This window comes from Pedobacter immunditicola (assembly GCF_037482985.1).
GTDB lineage: Bacteria > Bacteroidota > Bacteroidia > Sphingobacteriales > Sphingobacteriaceae > Pedobacter > Pedobacter immunditicola.
In genome coordinates this window covers 177,714-200,796 of record NZ_JBBHKC010000007.1, presented here as the reverse complement: position 1 = coordinate 200,796, position 23,083 = coordinate 177,714, and the positions used below count along the sequence as shown (strand labels likewise).

General features: G+C 40.4%; 21 protein-coding genes and 1 tRNA gene. 13 read left to right on the top strand and 9 right to left on the bottom strand.

Annotated features, from left to right (window positions below):
- Nucleotides 1–51: 51 nt before the first annotated feature.
- Nucleotides 52–729: a 2-C-methyl-D-erythritol 4-phosphate cytidylyltransferase gene (locus tag WG905_RS14170; protein ID WP_339592387.1), complete on the top strand. Its 678-nt coding sequence runs from the start codon at nt 52–54 to the stop codon at nt 727–729.
- Nucleotides 730–749: 20 nt separating this feature from the next.
- On the opposite strand, the gene WG905_RS14165 is transcribed toward WG905_RS14170, so the two are convergent.
- The 6 genes from WG905_RS14165 to WG905_RS14140 form a co-directional block, all read right to left on the bottom strand.
- Entirely contained in the window at nt 750–908 is a 159-nt protein-coding gene (locus WG905_RS14165) for a lmo0937 family membrane protein (protein ID WP_339592386.1), read from the bottom strand.
- Between the two features lie 131 nt (nt 909–1,039).
- Nucleotides 1,040–1,261 carry a DUF2795 domain-containing protein gene (locus WG905_RS14160; RefSeq protein ID WP_008240955.1) on the bottom strand — a complete coding sequence of 74 codons (222 nt, stop codon included), beginning with the start codon at nt 1,259–1,261 and terminating at the stop codon, nt 1,040–1,042.
- 79 nt (nt 1,262–1,340) lie between these two features.
- Nucleotides 1,341–1,892: a cob(I)yrinic acid a,c-diamide adenosyltransferase gene (locus WG905_RS14155; protein WP_339592385.1), complete on the bottom strand. Its 552-nt coding sequence runs from the start codon at nt 1,890–1,892 to the stop codon at nt 1,341–1,343.
- Nucleotides 1,893–1,907: 15 nt separating this feature from the next.
- Nucleotides 1,908–2,666 (bottom strand): ABC transporter ATP-binding protein, encoded by a 759-nt coding sequence (locus WG905_RS14150; RefSeq protein WP_339592384.1) that lies wholly within the window; start codon nt 2,664–2,666, stop codon nt 1,908–1,910.
- Between the two features lie 48 nt (nt 2,667–2,714).
- The gene (gene gatC, locus WG905_RS14145) at nt 2,715–3,005 is read right to left on the bottom strand and encodes an Asp-tRNA(Asn)/Glu-tRNA(Gln) amidotransferase subunit GatC (RefSeq protein WP_339592383.1); all 291 of its coding nucleotides are present in this window, start codon (nt 3,003–3,005) and stop codon (nt 2,715–2,717) included.
- Complete coding sequence (locus WG905_RS14140) at nt 3,002–3,814, bottom strand: lysophospholipid acyltransferase family protein (RefSeq protein WP_339592382.1); 813 nt, start codon at nt 3,812–3,814, stop codon at nt 3,002–3,004. Before WG905_RS14140 ends, gatC begins: the two co-directional genes overlap by 4 nt.
- Here WG905_RS14140 and trpS point away from each other — a divergent pair, their 5' ends adjacent.
- The 9 genes from trpS (at nt 3,815) to WG905_RS14095 (ending at nt 15,941) form a co-directional block, all read left to right on the top strand.
- Nucleotides 3,815–4,813, top strand: coding sequence for a tryptophan--tRNA ligase (trpS, locus tag WG905_RS14135; protein WP_339592381.1), 999 nt, complete (start codon nt 3,815–3,817; stop codon nt 4,811–4,813). It begins immediately after the preceding gene.
- A gap of 7 nt (nt 4,814–4,820) precedes the next feature.
- The gene (locus tag WG905_RS14130; protein WP_339592380.1) at nt 4,821–5,435 is read left to right on the top strand and encodes a deoxynucleoside kinase; all 615 of its coding nucleotides are present in this window, start codon (nt 4,821–4,823) and stop codon (nt 5,433–5,435) included.
- 24 nt (nt 5,436–5,459) lie between these two features.
- Nucleotides 5,460–6,185, top strand: coding sequence for a 3-deoxy-manno-octulosonate cytidylyltransferase (gene kdsB / locus WG905_RS14125; RefSeq protein ID WP_339592379.1), 726 nt, complete (start codon nt 5,460–5,462; stop codon nt 6,183–6,185).
- 34 nt (nt 6,186–6,219) lie between these two features.
- A complete protein-coding gene (locus tag WG905_RS14120) occupies nt 6,220–6,756 on the top strand; it encodes a hypothetical protein (RefSeq protein ID WP_339592378.1) in 537 nt (178 codons plus the stop codon).
- 334 nt (nt 6,757–7,090) lie between these two features.
- A complete protein-coding gene (pyrG, locus tag WG905_RS14115) occupies nt 7,091–8,728 on the top strand; it encodes a CTP synthase (RefSeq protein ID WP_339592377.1) in 1,638 nt (545 codons plus the stop codon).
- Nucleotides 8,728–10,542 (top strand): membrane protein insertase YidC, encoded by a 1,815-nt coding sequence (gene yidC, locus WG905_RS14110; protein ID WP_339592376.1) that lies wholly within the window; start codon nt 8,728–8,730, stop codon nt 10,540–10,542. Before pyrG ends, yidC begins: the two co-directional genes overlap by 1 nt.
- A 108-nt stretch (nt 10,543–10,650) precedes the next feature.
- Nucleotides 10,651–13,449 carry a S9 family peptidase gene (locus tag WG905_RS14105; protein ID WP_339592375.1) on the top strand — a complete coding sequence of 933 codons (2,799 nt, stop codon included), beginning with the start codon at nt 10,651–10,653 and terminating at the stop codon, nt 13,447–13,449.
- A 22-nt stretch (nt 13,450–13,471) separates the two neighbouring features.
- Nucleotides 13,472–14,641 carry a M14 family zinc carboxypeptidase gene (locus WG905_RS14100; RefSeq protein ID WP_339592374.1) on the top strand — a complete coding sequence of 390 codons (1,170 nt, stop codon included), beginning with the start codon at nt 13,472–13,474 and terminating at the stop codon, nt 14,639–14,641.
- A 28-nt stretch (nt 14,642–14,669) separates the two neighbouring features.
- Nucleotides 14,670–15,941, top strand: coding sequence for a nucleoside recognition domain-containing protein (locus WG905_RS14095; protein WP_339592373.1), 1,272 nt, complete (start codon nt 14,670–14,672; stop codon nt 15,939–15,941).
- A 1-nt stretch (nt 15,942) separates the two neighbouring features.
- Here WG905_RS14095 and WG905_RS14090 read toward each other — a convergent pair whose 3' ends face one another.
- The 3 genes from WG905_RS14090 to WG905_RS14080 all read right to left on the bottom strand — a co-directional run bounded on the left by WG905_RS14090 (nt 15,943) and on the right by WG905_RS14080 (nt 20,798).
- Nucleotides 15,943–17,376 carry a SusD/RagB family nutrient-binding outer membrane lipoprotein gene (locus tag WG905_RS14090; RefSeq protein ID WP_339592372.1) on the bottom strand — a complete coding sequence of 478 codons (1,434 nt, stop codon included), beginning with the start codon at nt 17,374–17,376 and terminating at the stop codon, nt 15,943–15,945.
- Nucleotides 17,377–17,386: 10 nt separating this feature from the next.
- Entirely contained in the window at nt 17,387–20,497 is a 3,111-nt protein-coding gene (locus WG905_RS14085; RefSeq protein WP_339592371.1) for a SusC/RagA family TonB-linked outer membrane protein, read from the bottom strand.
- Nucleotides 20,498–20,624: 127 nt separating this feature from the next.
- Nucleotides 20,625–20,798, bottom strand: a complete 174-nt coding sequence (locus WG905_RS14080; RefSeq protein ID WP_339592370.1) for a hypothetical protein — start codon at nt 20,796–20,798, stop codon at nt 20,625–20,627.
- 258 nt (nt 20,799–21,056) lie between these two features.
- Between WG905_RS14080 and WG905_RS14075 the strand changes: the two genes are divergently transcribed.
- From WG905_RS14075 to WG905_RS14065, 3 genes are all read left to right on the top strand, one after another.
- Nucleotides 21,057–21,467 carry an OsmC family protein gene (locus WG905_RS14075; protein WP_339592369.1) on the top strand — a complete coding sequence of 137 codons (411 nt, stop codon included), beginning with the start codon at nt 21,057–21,059 and terminating at the stop codon, nt 21,465–21,467.
- 56 nt (nt 21,468–21,523) lie between these two features.
- The gene (locus tag WG905_RS14070) at nt 21,524–22,906 is read left to right on the top strand and encodes an exonuclease domain-containing protein (protein WP_339592368.1); all 1,383 of its coding nucleotides are present in this window, start codon (nt 21,524–21,526) and stop codon (nt 22,904–22,906) included.
- A gap of 85 nt (nt 22,907–22,991) precedes the next feature.
- A tRNA-Arg gene (locus tag WG905_RS14065) sits at nt 22,992–23,065 on the top strand.
- The last annotated feature ends 18 nt before the right edge of the window (nt 23,066–23,083 follow it).

Below are 23,083 nucleotides of genomic sequence, written 5' to 3'. Positions count from 1 at the left end.
TATCAATACCATTCCAGATCATATCATTTAATCCGTTCAGGCAGAAATTACATGAAGAAATATTACGCTATTATTGTTGCCGGGGGATCTGGCAGCAGGATGCAGACGGCAGAAGCAAAGCAATTTTTGCTCCTGGATGGCCTGCCCATACTCATGCACACCATGAAAGCGTTTGACGATTGTATACTGAAACCACAAATATTGTTAGTTTTAAATATACACCAGCAGCAGCATTGGGAAGAATTATGTACTAAATATAACTTCAGTGTCCCCCATGAAGTTGTCAAAGGTGGTCAGGAAAGATACCATTCTGTTAAAAATGCATTAAAGCTGATTAAAGGCCAAGGCATTGTTGCTGTACATGATGCCGTAAGGCCGCTTGTTTCCACTTCTTTAATAGAAAAATCGTTTCTTGTTGCCGAAGAAAAAGGGAATGCAGTTGCTGCTGTTCATCCAACGGATTCGATCAGGATCACGGAGTACGATAGGAATAAGGCTTTAAACAGAGATATGGTCCACTTGATACAGACACCGCAGACTTTTCAATCTATACAGCTTAAAAAGGCGTATTTGCAGCCTTTCCGGAATGGTTTTACGGATGATGCCTCGGTCGTGGAGCATGCAGGTTATGAAATAAATATCATTGAAGGGGAGCGTGAGAACTTGAAGATCACCTATCTTGTGGATTTGGCTTTGGCAGGCCTGATCAGACAAAAAAAAGGCTCCTGATATCAGGAGCCTTAATATTATTAAGTAGCGCGATTAATCACTTTTAAGATAATGGCAATAATTGCAATTACCAGTAAAATATGAATTATACCACCTACATCACCAAATCCCTGGAAGAAAAAGCCAATAATCCACAGTATTACCAATACCACGGCTACCAAATAAAGTAAATTTCCCATAATTTTTAATTTTAGTTTCTAATGTTAATTAAATGTCTCAGGCAAGTATTATTTACTTTCCTGACATTACATAAACAATCATCGTTCCAAAAAATTAAAAAGCCCCAATGTTGGGGCTTAAAATGGGCTATTTAGTATTCATCTTCATTAAAGAAGAAATCATCTTTAGTTGGATAATCAGGCCATATTTCTTCAATTGTTTCATATGGCTCACCGTCATCTTCTAAAGCTTGCAAATTCTCAATCACCTCTACAGGTGCACCTGATCTAATGCCGTAATCAATTAATTCATCCTTTGTTGCAGGCCATGGAGCGTCTTCCAAATGCGATGCGAGTTCTAATGTCCAATACATATCTTTATCGTTATTTTAATCCTTATTATTTCCGCAAAAGTATATTAAAAAAGCTGATGAAAACAAAATTTTTTTTAATTTATTGAATTCGCGGAATCCAGACGTTTTCTTCGGTTTTAGCATCCGAATTCAGCTTTCTCGCCAAAACAAACAAATAATCGCTTAATCTATTCAAATAAATAGTCATTTTTTCGTCAACAAAACTTTCCGCAGCCAACTGGAAGGTAAGTCGTTCAGCACGCCTGCAAATGCATCTGGCTAGGTGGCAATAAGATACCACTGTATTTCCCCCTGGCAAAATAAAATGCTTGAGTTCGGGCAGCACTTCATTCATGGCATCCATTTCCCGCTCCAGCAGGATAATGTCTGCCTCATGTAAATCGGGGATTTTCATTCTTGACTTTTCAGGATCAGCGGCCAGTGAAGCGCCAATGGTGAAAAGCCTGTCCTGGATTTCTTTCAGTAGCTCCTGCTCATGGGAAGGAATATCCTGGCAGCGAATTAGCCCTATGTAGGAATTAAGTTCATCTACAGTTCCGTAACATTCAATTCTGATGTGAAATTTAGGCACACGGGTACCGCCAATAAGCGAGGTGAGTCCCTTATCACCGGTTTTAGTATAAATCTTCATTATTGATAAGCTGAATTAACCAATGGTTTCGAAATCGTCTCCTTTTTCCTGCAATACACTTAAGCGGGGGGACACTGTTTTAACATCATTATTGAGGTAATCATTTTCAATCAGCCCATCTCTCATCCTTACAATCCGGTGCGCATGCTGTGCAATATCCTCTTCGTGGGTAACTAAAATGATGGTGTTTCCTTTACGGTGAATTTCTTCGAGCAGGCCCATGATCTCAATCGATGTTTTAGTATCAAGGTTACCTGTGGGTTCATCTGCAAGAATGATAGAAGGATTATTAATCAAAGCACGGGCAACAGCCACACGCTGGCGCTGTCCGCCGGAAAGTTCGTTGGGTTTATGTGTGACCCTGTTCCCTAACCCTACATTCTCTAATGCTTCATGTGCTCTTCTATCTCGGTCAGCCTTGCTTACGCCGGCATAAATTAATGGAAGCGCCACGTTGTCTAATGAAGTTGATCTTGGCAATAGGTTAAAAGTCTGGAAAACGAAACCGATTTCTTTATTTCGGACTTCAGCCAGGTCATTGTCTGACATCCGACTCACATCAATTCCATTAAGGACATAAGTCCCTTTAGTTGGTGTATCCAAACATCCCAAAATGTTCATTAAAGTAGATTTACCAGAACCGGAAGGCCCCATTAAAGCTACGAATTCACCTTTTTCAATATTTAGCGTCACAGATTTTAAAGCATGGATTACCTCTGTTCCAATGACATATTTCCGGCCAATATCTTTAATTTGAATTAATGGTTTTTCCATTGGTTTTTCCTTTTTAGACAACAGTTAATGGCATAATGTTACAAGTGATTATTTTTCTATGATTTTTGGTACCATGAAAAATTCCTCATTGTGTTTTGCGGCATTGCTTAACCCCTCCTCAACAGTAATCTCTTGTTTGACTACGTCATCGCGGAATACGTTAACTTCAGTGTTGAGGTAAACCAAAGGTTCCACATGCTGAGTGTCCAATTCATTCAGCTTCTCCATAAAGGTAAGGATTTTACTCATCTCCAAGATCAGGTTATCCACCTGTTCTTCCTTTACGTCTATGCGCGCAAGATCTGCAACTTTATGTATGGTTTTCTTATCTATGTTCATTCTGTCACAAATTTACTGTTTATTAAATTAAACACCCTTTCCTTTAAAAATTCTGTATCCTCTGGGGTCATTTCTGTTGTTGAAATAGGTTTGTGAATGTAAATATCGCAAATCCCCGGACTACTTCCATACCTATTGCCATCATCCCACATCTTTTTCCATACATCGCACATGGTAACCGGCACCACGCTGACTTTTTTATCTATGGCAAGTCGAAAGGGACCGTTTTTGAAGGGCACCAACCGTGGCGGATAATCCTCCCCTTCTATGCCGCCCTCAGGGAAAATGATCAGGCTCCTGCCCTTCTCGAGGTTGTGGGCGGCTTTTTTAAACGCACGGTAAGCCGATATACGATGGTTTCTGTTTACAGGAATGTCTATGGTATTAAAAAAAAGCTTCAATACCGGATTTTTAAGCAGTTCTTCTTTACCCATAAAATGGAAGTTCCCTTTTGCCAACAGGCAAAAGATCATGATATCCAGATTAGAACTGTGGTTGGCGCAATAGATATAAGTTTGATCATGCTCCAGCGTATCCTCATAAGTCATTCTGAAATATATACCGCAAAAAAAACTGCAGCATAAACTATTCAGCATGCGCAATTTATTCAACAAACGATACCACCTTGGACTGCTCGCCGCGAAGTAATAAAAAGGATAAAAAAGAAGGAAGAAAGAAACGATAACAAGAATGACGTAAGTGCGGTGTATATGTCTGATGCGTTTATTCATTCCTCTCAAAAATACTAAAAAATGGCAGATGCCTATTAAATTGCCATTCCAATTTAATTTTTTATTAATTTCGGCCATATGAAAGAAACGGTTGTTAGTGGCATTCGTCCAACGGGGAAGTTACACCTGGGGAATTATTTCGGTGCGGTCAGTAATTTTGTAAAAATGCAGCATGAATACAATTGCTACTTTTTTATCGCTGATTTGCACTCTCTTACTACCCATCCTACGCCACAGGATTTAAATGGTTACGTAAAACACGTGATGGTTGAATACCTGGCCTGTGGTATAGATCCTGAAGCAGCCACCTTATATGTACAATCTGACGTACCCGAAGTGGCTGAACTCTATCTTTACTTAAACATGAATGCTTACCTGGGTGAACTGGAACGAAGCGCTTCTTTCAAAGATAAAATACGCGCACACCCGGATAATGTAAATGCAGGTTTATTAACCTACCCTACTTTAATGGCAGCAGACATTTTGATCCACCACGCTACAAAAGTCCCAGTGGGCAAGGATCAGGAGCAGCACCTGGAGATGACCCGTACATTTGGCAACCGCTTCAACAGGCTGTATGAAAAGGATTACTTTCCGGAAGCCCATGCCTTCAGCTATTCTGATAAACTGGTAAAAGTACCAGGCCTGGATGGAAAAGGAAAAATGGGCAAATCAGAAGGTGATGCCAACTGCATTTATTTGTCAGACACCCCAGCTGTGATCCGTAAAAAAGTTTCAAGAGCAGTGACGGACGCGGGACCCACTGCAGAGAACCAGGAAAAGCCAGAAGCCATTCAAAATTTGTTCGACCTGATGAAAATTGTTTCCAGTGCAGACACATTGGCGCATTTTGATGGCTTGTATAATAAAATGGCCATTCGCTACGGAGATTTCAAAAAACAACTTGCCGAGGATATGATTGTTGCAAACGCCCCGATCCTGGAACGAATTGAAGGTATATCAAACGATACAGATTACCTGAGAAAAGTAGCCCGTAATGGTGCTGAAAAAGCAAGGGCAAGTGCGCAAAAAACCATTAGAGAAGTTAGGGAATTAATTGGTTTTAAACCATTTTAAATAAAAGATGCATATAGCAATAGTTGGGAATATCGGCGCAGGAAAAACTACTTTAACAGGTTTATTAGCGAAAAATTATGGTTGGGAAGCTTTATATGAAGCTGTGGATAATAACCCTTACCTGGAAGATTTTTATGGTGACATGAAAAGATGGAGCTTTAACCTGCAGATCTATTTTTTAAATAGTCGCTTCCAGCAGATCGTAGAAATAGAAAAGCTTCAGCGCAATGTAATCCAGGATCGTACCATTTACGAAGACGCCCATATCTTTGCAGAAAACCTGCATGACATGGGATTAATGACCTCAAGGGACCATGAGAACTACAGAGCCATTTTTGATAACATCACCTCTTTCATCAAACCGCCTGACCTGTTGGTTTACCTCAGGGCATCCGTGCCTACCCTGGTGAACAATATCCAACGCCGGGGAAGAGAATATGAAGCAGGCATCCGCATTGATTATCTGTCTAAGTTAAATGACAAATACGAAGAATGGATAAAAGGTTATAAGTTAGGCAAATTACTGATTCTCGATAAAGACAAACTGGACTTTGCTAATAATCCAGAAGATTTGGGCACCATTATACAGTCTATTGAAGCAGAAATTCACGGTCTTTTCTAAAACAAAAACACAATAATCTATCTCATGAAGACTTTAGGCATCATTCCTTCCCGTTACGCTTCTACACGCTTTCCTGGTAAACCTTTGGTGAAAATTGCAGGGAAAAGCATGATCAGAAGGGTTTACGAACAGGCCACTAAATCAAAATCACTAGATGAAGTGGTAGTGGCTACCGACGACTTGCGAATTGTGGAGGAGGTGAAAAGTTTTGGTGGCAAGTTTGTGCTCACACACAGTAACCACCAGAGCGGAACAGACCGTTGTGCAGAAGTGATCACTAAACTTCCGCATTTTGATACCATCATCAATATCCAGGGAGATGAGCCTTTTATTGATCCTGAACAAATTGACCTGCTTGCAGGGTGTTTTCTTGATGGCTCGGTGCAACTGGCAACTTTGATTAAAGGCATCACCACGGAGGAAGAACTATTTAATACCAATATTCCAAAAGTAGTATTGAATGCTTTTGAGGAAGCCATATATTTCAGTCGCCAAACCATTCCCTATTTAAGGAATACCACACAAAAAGACTGGCTTACTGCACACCAGTTCTATAAACACATCGGTATTTATGGTTATAGCAGTGAGGCGCTCCTGGCCATCACTAAACTCCCCCCTTCTATTTTAGAGCTTGCAGAAAATCTAGAGCAATTACGCTGGCTGGAAAACGGGTATAAAATCAAAACTAAAATCACTACCCTGGAAACTTTGGCTATTGATACGCCGGATGATTTGGATAAACTCATTTAATTTAAATTATTATCTTAGGGCTTATTTATAGCCTATGAAATATATTCTACTTACCTTATTTGCATTTACCTTCTTATTATCCGCATGTACCAACCCTTCTGAAAAAAACAGCAGTAAACCTCCAGCAGACTTAAAAACCACGATACAATCTTTTAGTGACACAGCTAAAATGGACACCTTTAAGGTTGTTTTGCAGGGGAAGAGACCAAAAGACATGCTGCTTACTTTTAGCATTACAGCTTTTGATGGCAAGGAGATCTATAAGAAAGAATTAAAAGGCCGCGATTTAATAGACAATTATAAGGAGACACTGGACCTGAGCAAAGAGAACAGCCAGCGTGATTTCATCATGGATGAGTTTAATTTATTTTTCGATGAGGAAAACTTTTTATGGCCTGCCCTTACCGCGGAGCAAACACCTGACAAATATGCTACTGATAAAACTTTTTTCCAGGAATTACAACAAAGTAATTTGAATGGTTTTAAGTACAGGGTAAGTAAAGAAACAAATATATATATTGCCTGGTCTGAACAAGAAAAGAAAGTGAAAGTCTATTATAAGTGTTGTTAACCTACAGAAGCAAAATAAATCACCTGATTTACAACCACTTAATAATTTAAATCGCAATTGTTATTGGAATGTCAAATTATCTTCTTAACATTATAGAAACAAATAATTAAAAAGAAAGCAACCCAAAACCGCATATTCTAACCAAATATAATTACAAATAGCGCCTGGATTATTCCAGGCCTTTTTTTTGCCTGATAGTCAGGTATGGTAGGCTTGCAGGACTTTATATTTTAAAAAGAGAAGGCGAGTATCCTTTTATTTGTTAACTTTGTATCCCGTACAAAAAAAGATAAAACAGGCCATAAAAACGTGCCTGTTACACAAACTCACAATCATGACTAAGTATATTTTTGTTACGGGCGGTGTTACTTCCTCTTTAGGAAAGGGCATCATCTCCGCTTCATTGGCCAAGCTTTTACAAGCAAGAGGCTACCGGGTAACTATCCAGAAATTTGACCCTTATATCAATATTGATCCGGGAACTCTTAACCCATATGAGCATGGTGAATGCTATGTGACTGAAGACGGCGCCGAAACAGATTTAGATTTAGGTCACTATGAGCGTTTTCTAAACGTTCCTACTTCACAGGCGAATAATATTACCACCGGTAGAATTTACCAAAACGTAATCAATAAAGAACGCCAGGGCGAGTATTTAGGTAAAACGGTGCAGGTTGTCCCGCATATTACTGATGAGATTAAACGCAACATGCGCATTCTTGGTGAAAGCGGTGATTATGATATCGTCATCACTGAACTTGGTGGTACTGTAGGTGATATTGAATCTCTGCCATTTATTGAAGCGGTTCGTCAGTTTAAATGGGAAGAAGGTGCCAATAACGCTATTGTTATTCACCTTACCTTGATTCCTTTCTTAGCTGCAGCTGGAGAGCTAAAAACCAAACCTACACAGCACTCGGTAAAAATGTTATTGGAATATGGTATTCAACCTGATATTCTGGTTTGCCGGTCTGAACATCACCTTTCCCTTGACATCCGTAAAAAGATAGCCTTGTTTTGTAATGTGAATATCAACGCGGTAGTGGAATCTATTGATGCCTCATCGATCTATAGTGTGCCCTTGTTGATGATGAAGGAACAATTAGATAAAACTGTACTCAGCAAGTTAAAGTTACCTTCTAAGAATGAGCCAAACATGGATAGCTGGAAAGATTTCCTTGGCCGTTTAAAAAATCCGACTTCAGATGTAAAAATCGGTCTGGTTGGTAAATATGTAGAACTTCCTGATGCCTACAAATCTATTATAGAATCATTTATACATGCCGGTGCTAAAAATGAATGCAAAGTAAGGTTAGAGTTTATTCACTCAGAGGGCCTTTACCCGGATAATGTCAAAGAAAAACTTGGTCATCTGGACGCCGTTCTGGTTGCTCCTGGATTTGGAAGCCGCGGAATTGAAGGTAAAATTGATGCCATCAAATATGTAAGAGAAATGGATATTCCTTTCTTTGGTATTTGCCTGGGCATGCAGTGTGCCGTGATTGAATTCGGCAGGAATGTATTAGGTTTAAATGGGGCCAATACAACCGAAATTGATGCAAATACTGATTTTGCGGTCATTAATATGATGGAAGATCAGAAAAAGATAACAAACAAAGGTGGCACCATGCGTTTGGGTTCTTACCCATGTGACCTTAAGAAAGGCACAAAAGCTTTCAGTGCTTATGGAAAAAGCCATATCACGGAAAGACACAGACATCGTTACGAATTCAATAGTGATTATTTAAAGCAATATGAAGATGCAGGAATGATCGCATCGGGAATCAATCCGGACAGTAAATTAGTTGAAATTATCGAGCTTAAAAACCACTCATTTTTTGTCGGCGCACAATTTCATCCGGAATTAAAATCAACAGTTGCAAATCCTCACCCACTTTTTGTTAAATTTGTCGCCGCTGCGATGGAGTATGCGAAGAAAAAACAAACAAATAAGCGTTTTAAACAAGAATAATGGATAGAAATACATTTACAGGGTTGTTCCTGATCATGATCGTTTTAGCGGGTTCTTTTTACTTTTTTAAGCCGAGTGAAGCGGAAATAAAGAAAGAGCAAGAGAGAATTGCTCTTGATTCGACCAAAAAGGCAGGAGTTAAACCTGCAGAAATAGCAACCACAGCAACCACAGCAGCTCCAACTACCCCGGTCCTTGATTCAGCAGCACTAAAAGGTCCCTTTGGTGCCAATATCACAGGCAAAGAAACAACCAGTGTATTAGAGAATGAAAAACTAAAAATTACATTCACTAACAAAGGTGGTAAAATTCTATCCGTAGAAGTTAAAGACGAAAAAACCTATTTAGGAAAACCTGTGATCTTATTTCAGGGTGACCAGAATAAATTTGGTTTAAACCTAAATATAGGCGGTAAATTAGTGAGCACTAATGAACTTTATTTCAGTGCAGCACAGCCATCGGGTAATGCGGTAGCCATGCGTGCAACTTATGGTGAAGGCAAATACATTGAATTCCTCTATAATTTACTTCCAAATAGTAATAACGTTGATTTTAATATTAACCTGAATGGTTTAAATCAGGTCATTCAAAACAATAATATTACCCTGAACTGGGAAGCCACTATATTGCAACAGGAAAAATCTGTAAAGATTGAACAACGTTATTCTGCGCCATATTACAAATATGCTGTAGAAACGCCTGATCACCTGGGTGTAGATGAAGATGTTAAAAAAGAACTGAACGAAGGTAAAATTGAGTGGATTGCTTTCAAGCAGCATTTTTACTCTAGTGTTCTGATTCCAAAAGATGGCTTTGAAAAAGGCGACCTTGAAGTTAAAGTAAGCACGGATTCAGGAAAAATAAAATGGAACGGCGCAAACATGCAGTTGAAGTTTAACCAGCTGGCGTCACAAAACTATTCCATGAAGTTTTATTTCGGTAACAATAAGTTTTCGGAACTGAAAAAACAAGGTCATGAAATAGAGAAATTAGTTGAGATGGGCTATTGGCCTTTAAAATACATCAACAGATTTGTAGTGCTTCCTGTCTTCAACTTTCTTGAAGGTTTTGGATGGAACTATGGTTTAATCATTCTTGTATTAACCGTTCTATTAAAGGTGGTTCTTTCACCATTGACTTATAAATCATACATCTCGATGGCTAAAATGAGAATTTTAAAGCCTGAAATGGATGAGATTAAAGCTAAAGTTGGCGATGATAACCCTACCCTGCTTCAACAGGAATACTTAAAATTATATAAACAAGTTGGCGTGAACCCGCTGGGAGGCTGTTTACCGATGTTGTTACAGTTACCAATTGTAATGGCTTTCTTCTTCTTCTTCCCCAATCTGTTTGAATTAAGAGGACAAACATTCCTATGGATGAAAGATCTTTCTACTTACGATGATTTTATCAGGTTCGGTTTTACCATTCCTTTTATCGGTGATCACTTAAGTTTGATGTGTATCCTGATGACGATATCCACCTTGATCTATACTTATTATAACAACCAGATCTCAGGGGCTACCGGACAAATGAAATACATTGGTTACATTATGCCTATCATCTTCCTTGGCGTACTGAATGATTTCCCTGCAGGTTTGAACTATTATTATTTCCTTGCCAACATGCTTACTTTTGGCCAGCAGTTCTTAATTAAGAAAATGGTAAATGACGAAAAGATTCATGCTACTTTAAGGGAAAACAAAGTTAAACCTAAAGAAGAAAAGAAAAAATCTAAGTTCCAGACCCGTTTAGACGATTATATGCGTCAGCAACAACAGGCTAAAATTCAGGATAAAAAGAAGAAATAAATTTCTCAAAAATAATTAGGAAAAGGTGCCCCACAAGGCACCTTTTCTCATTTTTAAAATGCCTTAATAATTGTATTTTTAGCCAACTACATTTATAAACCTGACCTTATGATGAAACCAACGCTACTCCTCTTCTTACTTCTGATTTCGAGCCTAAGTTATGCACAGAAAAAACCACTGGATCACAGTGTTTATGATAACTGGGAAAGTATAGGCACAAAAATGTTATCAAACAATGGCCAGTGGGCTGCATTTACAATTTCAAAACAAGAGGGTGATGGAAAACTTCACTTTAACCACCTGATCAATAACATCAAGAAAGAAATACCCAGGGCTGAACAAGTTAATTTTAGCACCACCTCGAAATACGCAGCCTTTTTAATCAAGCCCTTATACAAGGATACCCGTTTAGCAAAAATAAAAAAGAAAAAACCCGAAGAGATGACCAAAGATAGTTTGGGCATATTGAACCTGGGAACGTTAGCCATCAATAAAGTGGCCAGCGTGAAATCTTTTAAAATCCCTGAACAAGGAAACGACTACATTGCCTATCAGTTGGAAAAACCTGTGGATACCGCAAAAAAAGCAAAGCAGGCAGTTAGCGACAAGAAAGGCACGGAGGAAGGCACAGACTTGGTTTTCAAAAACTTGACTACTGGTATCGAACGTCGGTTTAAATCCGTAACGGCCTATAGTTTCAGCAAAAACGGGCAGCAATTAGTTATCGCCTGTTCAGGATCAACAACCGATAAAAGCGCGCCAGTAGGCGTATTTCTCTTCCACACCGAAAAGGGAACCTTAAAAACCCTGGTCTCTAAAAAGGGAAATTATAAAAGCTTCATCTTTGATGAAGAAGGTGAACACCTGGCCTTCTTAGGAGAAAGCAGTCCGGAGAAAGAAGAAATAAAAGACTATAAGATCTATTATAATTCGCTGAGCCTGGATACAGCCCAGGTATTGGTAGAAAAAGATTTCCCCGGCATGCCAGAAAAATGGGCACTGAGCGGCGATGGAAAACTTAGCTTCAACAAAGATGGCGACAAGTTATTCTTTGGTATCGCGCCTGAAAAGAAAGTGAAGGATACTACACTGGTGGAATTTGAACATGCCAAACTAGACATCTGGGGCTATAAAGATGACTACCTGCAGCCTATGCAATTAAAAAATGCAGACAACGAAAATAAAAAAAGCTATTTAACGATGATCGACATCTTCAATGTCGATCCTAAAATTGTGCCTTTAACAGATGTTAAGCTTCCTGATGCCAGCCTCCTTAATGAAGGTAATTCAGACTATGTTTTAGCATCAACAGATTATGGCAACAGGATCGCCATACAATGGAGTGGATCACCAAGCCGTGATTATTACCTTGTGAATGTTAAAACCGGCCAGAGAAGGAAGATCATTGAAAGCTTAAATGGCTATGCCACGGCTTCCCCTGCCGGAAACTATATCTTATATTATGATAAAAAATCAGCAATCTGGCATACTTATGCGACAGAAACGGGTAAAGTAACTGCCTTAAATAAAGAACTTAACGTAAAGTTTGCTGAAGAAGACAATGATGTACCGGCAGATCCATCTTCCTACGGGATGGCTACCTGGACAGAAGATGATAAAGCGGTCCTGATTTACGATCGTTATGATATCTGGTCCTTTTCTCCCGATGGTAAATCTCCTGCTAAAATTATAACCAATGGTTTTGGCAGGGCGAACAACATTACTTTCCGTTACAGAAGCCTGGATCCTGAGCAGCGTTACCTTCCTAAAAAAGAAGTCCTGATTTTAACAGCCTTCAATAACAGCACCAAGGAAAATGGCTATTTCCGAAAAAACCTGGGCGACAATAAAAACCCGGAACAGCTGATCATGGCGCCCTTTAAGTTTGGTATTTTGGTGAAAGCAAAGGATGCAGACCGCTATTTGTACGATAAAGGAAATTACACCAAATCGCCGGATGTTTATGCTTCCACAGATTTTAAAGCAGAAGTTAAATTAAGTTTAACCAATCCGCAGCAGCAAAACTACAATTGGGGAACTGCGGAACTGGTAAAATGGACGACGCCAAAAGGCTTTAAGTCGGAAGGCATTTTATACAAACCTGAGAACTTTGATCCCAACAAGAAATATCCGATGATTGTGTATTTCTATGAAAAGCTATCAGATGGTTTGTATAACTATATCGCCCCAGCACCAACCCCATCGCGGTTAAACATTTCTTTTTTTGTGAGTAACGGATACCTGGTATTTGCACCGGACATCAGTTATGAAAAGGGCTATCCTGGTAAGTCGGCCATGGAATTCATCAATTCAGGTGTAGAAAGTTTAAAGAAAAACAATTGGGTTGACGGCAGCAAAATAGGTATCCAGGGACAAAGCTGGGGTGGTTACCAGGTGGCTTATCTGATCACACAAACTGACATGTATGCTGCAGCCTGGGCGGGTGCACCGGTTGCCAATATGACTTCAGCTTATGGCGGCATCCGTTGGGAAACCGGCATGAACAGACAATTCCAATACGAAAAAACACAAAGCCGCATTGGTGCTACCTTATGGGAAAAACCGGAACTGTATATTGAAAATTCGCCCTTATTTTATTTACCAAAGGTAAATACGCCACTGGTGATTATGCATAACGATGCGGATGGCGCAGTGCCATGGTATCAGGGCATTGAATTGTTCACAGGATTAAAGCGCCTTGGAAAGCCATCCTGGCTATTAAATTACAACAATGAAGCACATAACCTGATCCAACGCCAAAACAGAAAAGATATACAAATCAGGGAACAGCAGTTTTTTGATCATTACCTGAAAGGCGCAAAAGCACCGGTATGGATGGTAAGTGGCGTTCCTGCCACGGAAAAAGGCAGGAACTGGGGCTTTGAACTGACCAATGAAAAGCCTTAAATACAGGAGAAATAGAATTTAAATGCAAGCAGAAATTTATATAAAAGAATACCACAGATTTAGAGAAGCGGCTTTCAACAGCCGCTTTTTGAAACACCATGCGATGATTGACCTGCTGCAAAAGCTTCCGGCAGACTTTGAGCGAACACCGGTTGGAAAATCATACCATGGCCGGGAGATTCATTTGATTAAATGGGGTAAAGGCAAAACAAAGGTTTTTTTATGGAGCCAGATGCACGGTGATGAAGCTACAGGCACCATGGCCCTGTTTGATCTCTTCAATTTCCTGCAGGACGAAAATCATGCACAGCTGGGCACGCTGCTTGCCACACAATGCACGCTCTATTTTATGCCCATGGTTAATCCGGATGGCGCAGAAAAGTTCAGCCGTAGAAACGCACAGCAGATCGATATCAACAGGGATTTCCATCAAACCGTAACCCCGGAGGCAAGCCTATTGAAATCAATCCGCGCTAGCCTATCCCCTGACTTTGGCTTTAACCTGCATGATCAGTCCACCCTATGGAGTGTAAAGAATACAGGTAGCCCTGCCAGCCTCTCTTACCTGGCGCCCGCTTTTGATGAAGCCGTAAATGTCAATGAAGTGCGAAAAAAGGCGATGCTTGTGATTGCTGATATGCACCAGACAGTAAGCCACTTTTTACCTCATCAGATCGGTTTATTTGATGATGAATATGAGCCGCGTGCATTTGGAGATAACTTCCAGGCTGCAGGGACATCTACTATCTTAATTGAAGCAGGTGGATTACAGGGGGATGAAGAAAAACAAGAAATCAGAAAGTACTTCTTCCTTTCTATTTTGAGTGGTTTACATTCCATCAGCACCAAAGCATACACCCTTCAGGATCTGGCACATTACCATGCAATCCCGAAAAACAACAAGGAAATCTTCCATATCCTGATTAAAGATCTTGTACACCAGCAAACGCCGCTGAGTATTGGGATCAGTTATGAAGAAGAAGCACTTGACGGTGGTGATGCCACTGAAAAATGCTACATTATTAAAGATATCGGTGACCTTAACCGATTAGGTGCCTATCATGTTTACGAAGGACAAACCCTTGAGATAGAAGGACAAATAGAAATTTATAAACCTGCCGATTTTAGGCTGAAAGCAGGCAGTGAAATAATTTTAGCTTTCAAAAACGGATTTCTACAATCAAAAGTATAAATTAGCCCCCCTATAACAAAAAACATACATGGCATTAAGCAGAATATGGTCAGCCTTTATTATCGTAGCAATCGTAGTCGCCTGCTTTAAATGCTTTTTCCTCGGACAATCGGAAATTTTCAACTGGATGGTCATCGGAAAAGCAAGTGACCCCGGAAACCCACTAGGTGTTGACGGAATTATAGAAACCTGCTGGACTGCGGTGAACATCTGCTTGAAATTGATCGGGATCATGGCCTTGTTTATGGGCTTTATGAGCATTGCGGAAAAAGCCGGCGGCATCAGGTTGTTATCGAAAATTATAGGGCCTTTCTTCGCCAAACTATTTCCGGATGTTCCAAAAGGCCATCCTGCAACCGGCCATATGGTGATGAACTTCTCCGCTAACTTACTCGGTCTGGACAATGCAGCTACCCCGTTTGGCTTAAAGGCCATGGAGAGCCTCCAGGAATTGAATCCCAACAAAGAAACCGCATCCAATGCACAAATTATGTTTCTTTGTTTGCACGCATCAGGCTTAACCCTCATTCCTGTAAGCATCATTGCCATCAGGGCCTCGCTGAATTCGGCCAACCCCACAGATATTTTTATACCCTGCATGATTGCCACTTTTATGGCTACCATTGCAGCCATGATGATTGTTTCTTTTAAACAAAAAATCAATGTCTTTCAACCTGTGATCCTCATCTGGGTATTAGGAATTTCAGCTATTATCGCCTTGCTGGTTTTATACCTGACCAGTTTAAACACCGGAGAATTACAAACATTTTCTGGAATTTTAAGCAATGGACTCTTATTGCTGATCTTTTTCCTGATCATTTTAGGCGCCGTTTATAAAAACATTGATGTCTTTGATGCTTTCATTGACGGGGCAAAAGGTGGTTTTGACACAGCTGTCCGTATTATTCCTTATTTAGTAGGTATGCTGATTGCTATAAGTTTATTGCGTACCAGCGGCACATTTGACCTGGTTATTAACGGCTTAAAATATGTCTGCACTTTGTTTGGAGCAGATTCAAGATTTATAGATGGCATACCCACGGCACTGATCAAGCCGTTAAGCGGTGGTGGCGCCAGGGGCATGATGATTGATACCATGACGACCCATGGCGCCGATTCTTTTGCGGGGCGCTTATCCAGTATTTTACAAGGCTCCAGTGACACCACTTTTTATGTGATAGCCGTTTATTTTGGCGCAGTAAGTGTTAAAAATACCCGTTATACTGTTGGAGCCATGTTGCTGGCAGATTTAGTTGGCATTATCACTGCCATTTCTCTTTGTTATCTATTCTTCGGCTAATTTAAGGGGTATCCCACCATAACCGGTCGGCCAGGGAGGTAATCTGGGGTACATTGCTTCCGTTTTCACTCTTTTCCGCATCCACATAGTCCACCCTTCTGATGAACTCAGGTATCGCGGCATTAGCTGGCAGCGTAAAATCTTTATACTGATAATCATATCTTCTGGCATCAACCCAGGCCTCAGGACTCAGGTAAGTGGCGATGTATTTTTCTTTAAAGATAAGATCCAGATTTAAGGTAGCAGCTGAGGCCGCTACAGCGGGACTGGCCAGGTATGTTGCCTGATCAGCAGCATTTACACCCAATAGATCCATGTTGGCCCTGATCCCTTCTAAATACGCCTGATAGGCTCTTGCCGAACCTGCACCTTCCAACCTGAATGCCGCTTCAGCTTCAATGAACTTAAGTTCTGCATAAGTAGCAATATAAATTGGCGAAGCTCTGCCAGTTAACGGAGAGTTTAAGCTGATATAAACCTCATCTTTAACGGTGTTAGAAGCCGGGCCCACGTTACCTACGCCATTCGGTGTACCGACATAGGTTCCGGTGACAGTAGGATCAGTAATTCTGGTAATCCTTGGGTCTACCACCCCGTAAGTTTTACCGTTCATGGCATCAACAAACTGCTCCGACAACCAGCCGCCCAAAAATAGGTTCGCATTATCTGACGCAATATTAGCCCAGGGGTTATTATCGGCATAGTTCCCCATCCTGGCATTATCAGCATTCCCCGTAAAAGATAAAGAGACAGCGGCCAAAACCGCAGCAGGGTCATAACTTGCTTTTTTGGAGATCTTATTTAAAAGTCTTGCCTTTAACAAATTTCCAAATTTAATCCACCTGCTCTTGTCCCCATTATAAATCACATCAGCTGAACCTAAGCCTACCCTAGTGGAATCCGTAGGTTTACCAAGTTCAGCCAATCCTTCGTTTACCAGCGTTAATGTGGAAATATATAAAGCTTCAGGATCATCATACCTCGGGGTGAATATTTCTTCATTAAAAGCTTCCGAATAAGGGCCATGACCCCACAAATCAATCACGATATCAAGGTGATATGCCATTAAGAGATTACTGACACCGATATGTTCAGTGCCCCCTTCCGCTATCGCCTTTTTCTTCATCTCATTGATATCTCCCATGGTATAATACAAGGAGTCCCAGACCTCGGTATAATCAGTAAGCTGGTAGGTATCCGAACTGCCGCTCACGGTAGGACTTGCGAGGTGCTGGGTAAAAAAAGAGGTGATTTCTGCCACAGTGAAAGTATTATTACCTGCCTTGGCAGTTACCGTGGTTAATAAAGAGTTAATCGGAGGGTCAATAATTTGATTCGGATTTTCACCCACATCTATATACTTTTTACAACTTGAAAAAGAGAACAATAAAACCGCGGTGGTGATTACCGCTATATATATATTTGAACTTTTCATGAGTGTATGATTAAAATCCAACATTTAGCGTAAACAGAAAACTTCTTGTTGCAGGGTAGGAAAACCCAGAGAAACCTGTAACGTTACTGCCGCTGTTAAAGAAACTGGTTTCGGGATCAAAACCCTTATAATTGGTGTGCAACCATAAGTTGTTACCGGTTAGACTGACGCTGGCATTTTTAACGAACAAGGGGGTAAGTAATTTTGCGGGCAGGTTATAAGTAATACTTAGCGATCTCAACCTGAACCAGGAGGCATCCTGCACAAAGTTTTCAGAAAAACCACGATAGCCATAAGTACCATTTCTATAATAGCCATCGCCATAATCAACACCATCGGGTCCAACACCCTGGCCCAGCCATACCGCTTTTGTATTCGGAGAACCATCAGCCAGTACACCATTGAAAACTTTGGTGTCATTCCTGTCAAGGGTATATTTAGCAATACCAAAAGCGGCGAAAAAGTTATCCAGCTGATTGTATTTATATTGTCCCTGCCGGGTATCGAATAAAGCATTTAAAGTGAAATCCTTATAACGCAAGGTCGTCGTGAGGCCACCTATCCATTTAGGTTGAGAATTAGCAATCAGCAGATTCGTTCTTTTAACCGGGAAACCATTTTCACCAATCAACCATGGATCGTTGTTATCAATCAAGTAACCATCGTAATTGCTATTATATCGTGCATAGCCGGTACCGAATAGATCACCGTAGGCATTGCCCTCAATTAGCTTAGAAGTAACCGTAGAGCCGGAATAACCGAACTGAGAAGCCAGGATGATCTCTTCAAGACCTTCAGCCAGATCAAGGATTTTATTTCTGTTGGCAGAAAAGGTAAGCCCTACATCCCAGGTAATGGCATCCGTTTTTATAGGCGTACCACTAATTGCCAATTCGATTCCTTTATTACGCATACTTCCCGCATTTACTGCGGCCCTTACATAACCTGTGGCAGAAGAGATATCAGCAGCAATGATCTGGTCTTTCGATTCAGAATAATAATAAGAAATATCTAAACCTAACCTGTTTTTGAAAAACTGCAACTCAAAACCACCATCATAAGTATCAGTAAACTCAGGTTTTAAATCGGGGTCTCCTAGCAAGGCACCTTTCATGTAACCCGTAAAACCACTTCCAAGACTTTGGTAATTCACAAAACCGGTGGAATAAGAATATGGAAGGGCATCTTTTCCCACCTGCGCATAAGAAAACCTGAATTTGGCGAAACTAATCACCTCCGGTAATTTTAAATGATCGGAAAACACGTAAGAAACACTGGCAGAAGGGTAAAAGAACGAATTATTTGGTTTCAAGAGCGATGAAGTCCAGTCATTTCTACCCGTTAAGGTCAAGAACAAATAATTCTTATAGTCAAATGAGAGCTCACCAAACACCCCCATTAACCGGTAATCAATTCTATTGTTACTTCCCCTTACATTTCGGGCATTAGAAATATTAAAGTTATTGTAAACCGCAAGTGTGTCACCGGTAACACTTACGGTGCTTGATTTGCTGTCGGAAATATCATGTCCCACCCTCAGGGTAGCTTTGATGTCATCTGTGATGTTTCTGTTAGCCGTAGCAATAAATGTAGAAGTAATGATCCGGCTATTGGTATTATAATTATAGATAAAACCACCGCCATTGTCAGTAAATACACGTTCGCCGGGGAAACCCTGCGGACCAGGAGCTGTGCGTTCCCTTTTATCGGTATAGGCATCCACACCTGCCCGATAAGTAAAATTCAGCCATGATGTTGGGTGGTAATTAAAATTGATATTACCAATCACCCGGTTCACATTATCTTCAAATTTATTAGTATAAGGACCGTACAGCGGATTATCATTACCATATGAGTTCATGGTGCCTTGAGGCGTTAAAAAATCTTTAATGCTCCACCTGGGCGACCAATAACTTATGTTTTCATTGTACCGGTCGGCATTATACCTGTCGCCACCTGAATTGATATAATTGACACTGGCACCGGCCTGAAATTTTTCGCTGAACTTGATATTACCGCTCAGTTTTCCACTGATGTTCTGGTAATCAGTATATGGTATGGTACCATCCTGTTTAAAATAGGAGAAAGAACTGGTATACACTATCTTTTCCGATCCACCGGAAATACTCAAGGTGTTTTTAGACTGCCAGCCTGTATCATATGCTTCATCAAAAGTATCAAACAATTGATCAGGATGGGTAGGATCAACTGCTTTAGCTTCAGCAACCGTAGGTCCCCACCTTGGGAAGAAATTCGCAGGGTCATAAATACCCCCGAAACCCTGCGTATAAACTTGTTGCACAGCAGGGAACCTATTGACCACATCAATTCCGGTAGTGGTAGAAACATTAATTCTCGTGGCACCCGCCTGACCTGATTTTGTGGTAATGACCACAACACCGTTTGAGCCCCTTAAACCATACAAGGCCGTAGCAGCTCCCCCCTTTAAGACGTTGATGGTTTCTATATCCTGAGGATTGATATCCGCACTGCGGTTAGACATGCCTCGCAGATCTGCCTGGTCACCAACAGTGGATGTAGAATTGTCAATAATGACACCATCAATTACAAATAGCGGTTCATTACTGCGGTTAGGATCCAAGGAGTTTATGCCCCTGATTTGAATGGATGCGCCTTGTCCCGGTGCACCACCGCTACTTGAAATGGTAACGCCGGCAACTTTTCCCTGTAAAGCATTGACCACATTGGTTTGTCTGTTTTCATTAAGTTCCTCCGACTGGACCACCTGTGTAGAATACCCCAGGGATCTCTTTTCCCGGGTGATGCCAAAGGCACCAACCACAGTCACTTCCGAAAGACTCTGTGTAGTAGACTGCAGTTCCACGTCAACGGTTGTGCGGTTATTAATTGGAATTTCCTTTGTAGTAAAACCCAGGGCTGAAATCACCAGGGTAGCGCCACCAGTAGGCACTGTTAAAGTATAAATTCCGTCGTTATTTGTTGATGTTCCAGAAGTGGTGCCTTTGATGAGGATGCTGGCTCCTGGAATTCCTGAACCATCGTTTGCATCACTAATTCTGCCCTTAATTACATTTTGAGCAAAACTACTGAAGAAACAAAACAATAAGCAGGAACAAAAAAGAGTAAATTTTCTGTTCATCTTAATAGAATTTAAGTTTACCTTAATTTACTAAAAATAATAACAGGAAATTCAAAAAAAATAACAACATAATTAATTGTTTCCAAAATATTGGAAAGTTCACACCTTTCTTGTGAGGAGACGGAAATTAAACCGGTTGATTGGAAGAAAGTCTTCTTAAAATATTCTCCAACACACTTGGTTCAATGTTGGTATATTTGGATGTTCTCCAGGTAGAATTTGAATCCAGCCATACGCAGAAAGAATGACATCCTTCCACAATAACAGCATAGGTTTCATGAAAATCATCCTGGATTCTCATACAAAACCCTTTGACGTGCTTACCTTTAACATCAAAATCGAAATTTAGATAATTACTTAACATACTTATATTTGGCTTTAGTACGTAACAAAGTTCAGTATAAATAGTTTACTAAAACACCTTTTCTGGTTGTGTAATTATTAACAAATTATTAACAAATCAAATGTTAATAAACCCTATATTCAGCGAGTTTAATACAATAATGGATTCCTTTAAAAGAGATTCGTGAGATTTATCTACCCTTATCATTAAATTCCAATGAGCGAACAACAAATTACAGCAATTACAGAATTAGACCAGTCAAATTATAAAACAAAAGTTTATGCAGGCGGACATTTCATTTATGCAGATGAGCCAGCGACACTTGGTGGTACTGATGAAGGCATGTCGCCCGCTGCCTTACTATTAGCAAGTCTGGGAAGCTGCACTGCTATTACCATGAGGATGTATGCAGATAGAAAGAAATATAAGTTGGAGTATATTAAAATTGAACTAGCCATTTCCCCTGAAGATCAGATGGACAAAAGCACCAAAATTACCAGGAACATCACGTTGACGGGCGACTTAACCGAGGAAGAAAAAACAAGGTTGATGCTGATTGCTGACAAGTGCCCGATTCATAAAATGTTGTCGAATCCTATTAAAATTGAAACAACTGCAAAAAATTAGGAATTGTTTTACTAAATATGTTAGTATCTTTGCAGGAGATTTAACACTTCATCCTCATGCATTTTGCTGTTGTAGATATAGAAACCACTGGGGGATTTGCCTCAGGGAATGGTATAACTGAAATTTCGATACAAATTCATGATGGAACTACTGTGATTGATCAGTTCGACAGCCTGGTCAATCCGCAGAGTTATATCCCCCCCTATATAGAAGCCTTAACTGGTATCAGCAATGAGATGGTGGAGGATGCGCCAAAGTTTGAGGCTATTGCAGAGCGTGTATATGAAATGCTCCGTGACAAAATATTTGTGGCTCATAATGTCAACTTTGATTATTCTTTTGTAAAGCACAACCTGGCTTTGGCTGGCTATGACTTACAGTGTAAAAAGCTCTGCACCGTAAGACTCAGCAGAAAGATATTCCCTGGTTTTGCCTCCTACAGCTTAGGAAAACTCTGCACTTCTTTAAACATCAGCATTCACAATAGGCACCGCGCCAGTGGTGATGCAATGGCGACAGCTGTTTTACTTGGCCTTTTACTTGAATCAGATAGCGAAGGACATATTAACCAGTCGCTCAACCGGAGTTCTAAAGAACAAGTTCTTCCGCCTAACCTTTCCAGAGCGGTGATTGATCAAATCCCTCAAAAACCAGGGGTTTACTATTTTAAAGACCATAAAGGTGGAGTAATCTATATTGGCAAAGCTAAAAACCTGCAAAAGAGAGTTTGTTCGCATTTCAGCGGAAACAATACTGGCCCCCAGCGGCAAGAGTTTTTAAGGAGCATTTATCATATTGATTTTGAAGTTTGCGGAACAGAATTAATGGCTTTCATTTTAGAAGCCACAGAAATCAAAAGACTTTGGCCCACCAATAACCGGGCAATGAAACGTTTCGAACAGAAATATGCACTTGTTTCTTATACTGACCAGCAGGGATATATTAGACTGGTCATCGATAAATACAAAAAGCTGGTTCCCTCACTCTTTAGTTTCAATAGCCTTGCTGATGGCCACCAGTTGTTGCGAATGCTGATTAAAGAACATATCCTGTGTGAAAAGCTTTGTAATATTCAAACCAGGAGAATGGCCTGCACCCATCACGAAATGGGCTCCTGCAGCGGCGCTTGCGTGGGAGAAGAATCTGCAGCCGCTTATAACGTAAGGGTAAAATATGCGATCAAGCAATTGGAAACCTTATTGCCATCATTCGCTTTGATCGACCAGGGAAGAACCGAAGATGAACAGAGTTGCCTGTGGATTGAGAAAGGTCAGTTTTACGGGATGGGTTATGTTTCTCAATATAGCGATGTAACGGACATGGAACTGCTAAAATCAGCGCTCAAACCCTATCCTTCTAACGATTATATCCTTAATTTGATCCTCACTTATGCAAAAGCAAACCCTTCCAAAAAGTTAAACATAGAATTTCAGCCTTAAAATCAACTCCTTAGCAATATTTGACACAATTAATTTGCTCTTATAAGGCTTTTCTCTTATCTTTGGCGCTCCAAGAAATGGAAATGCATCCATAGCTCAGCTGGATAGAGCAACGGTTTTCTAAACCGTAGGTCATAGGTTCGAATCCTATTGGGTGTACACAAAATAACCGTCTTT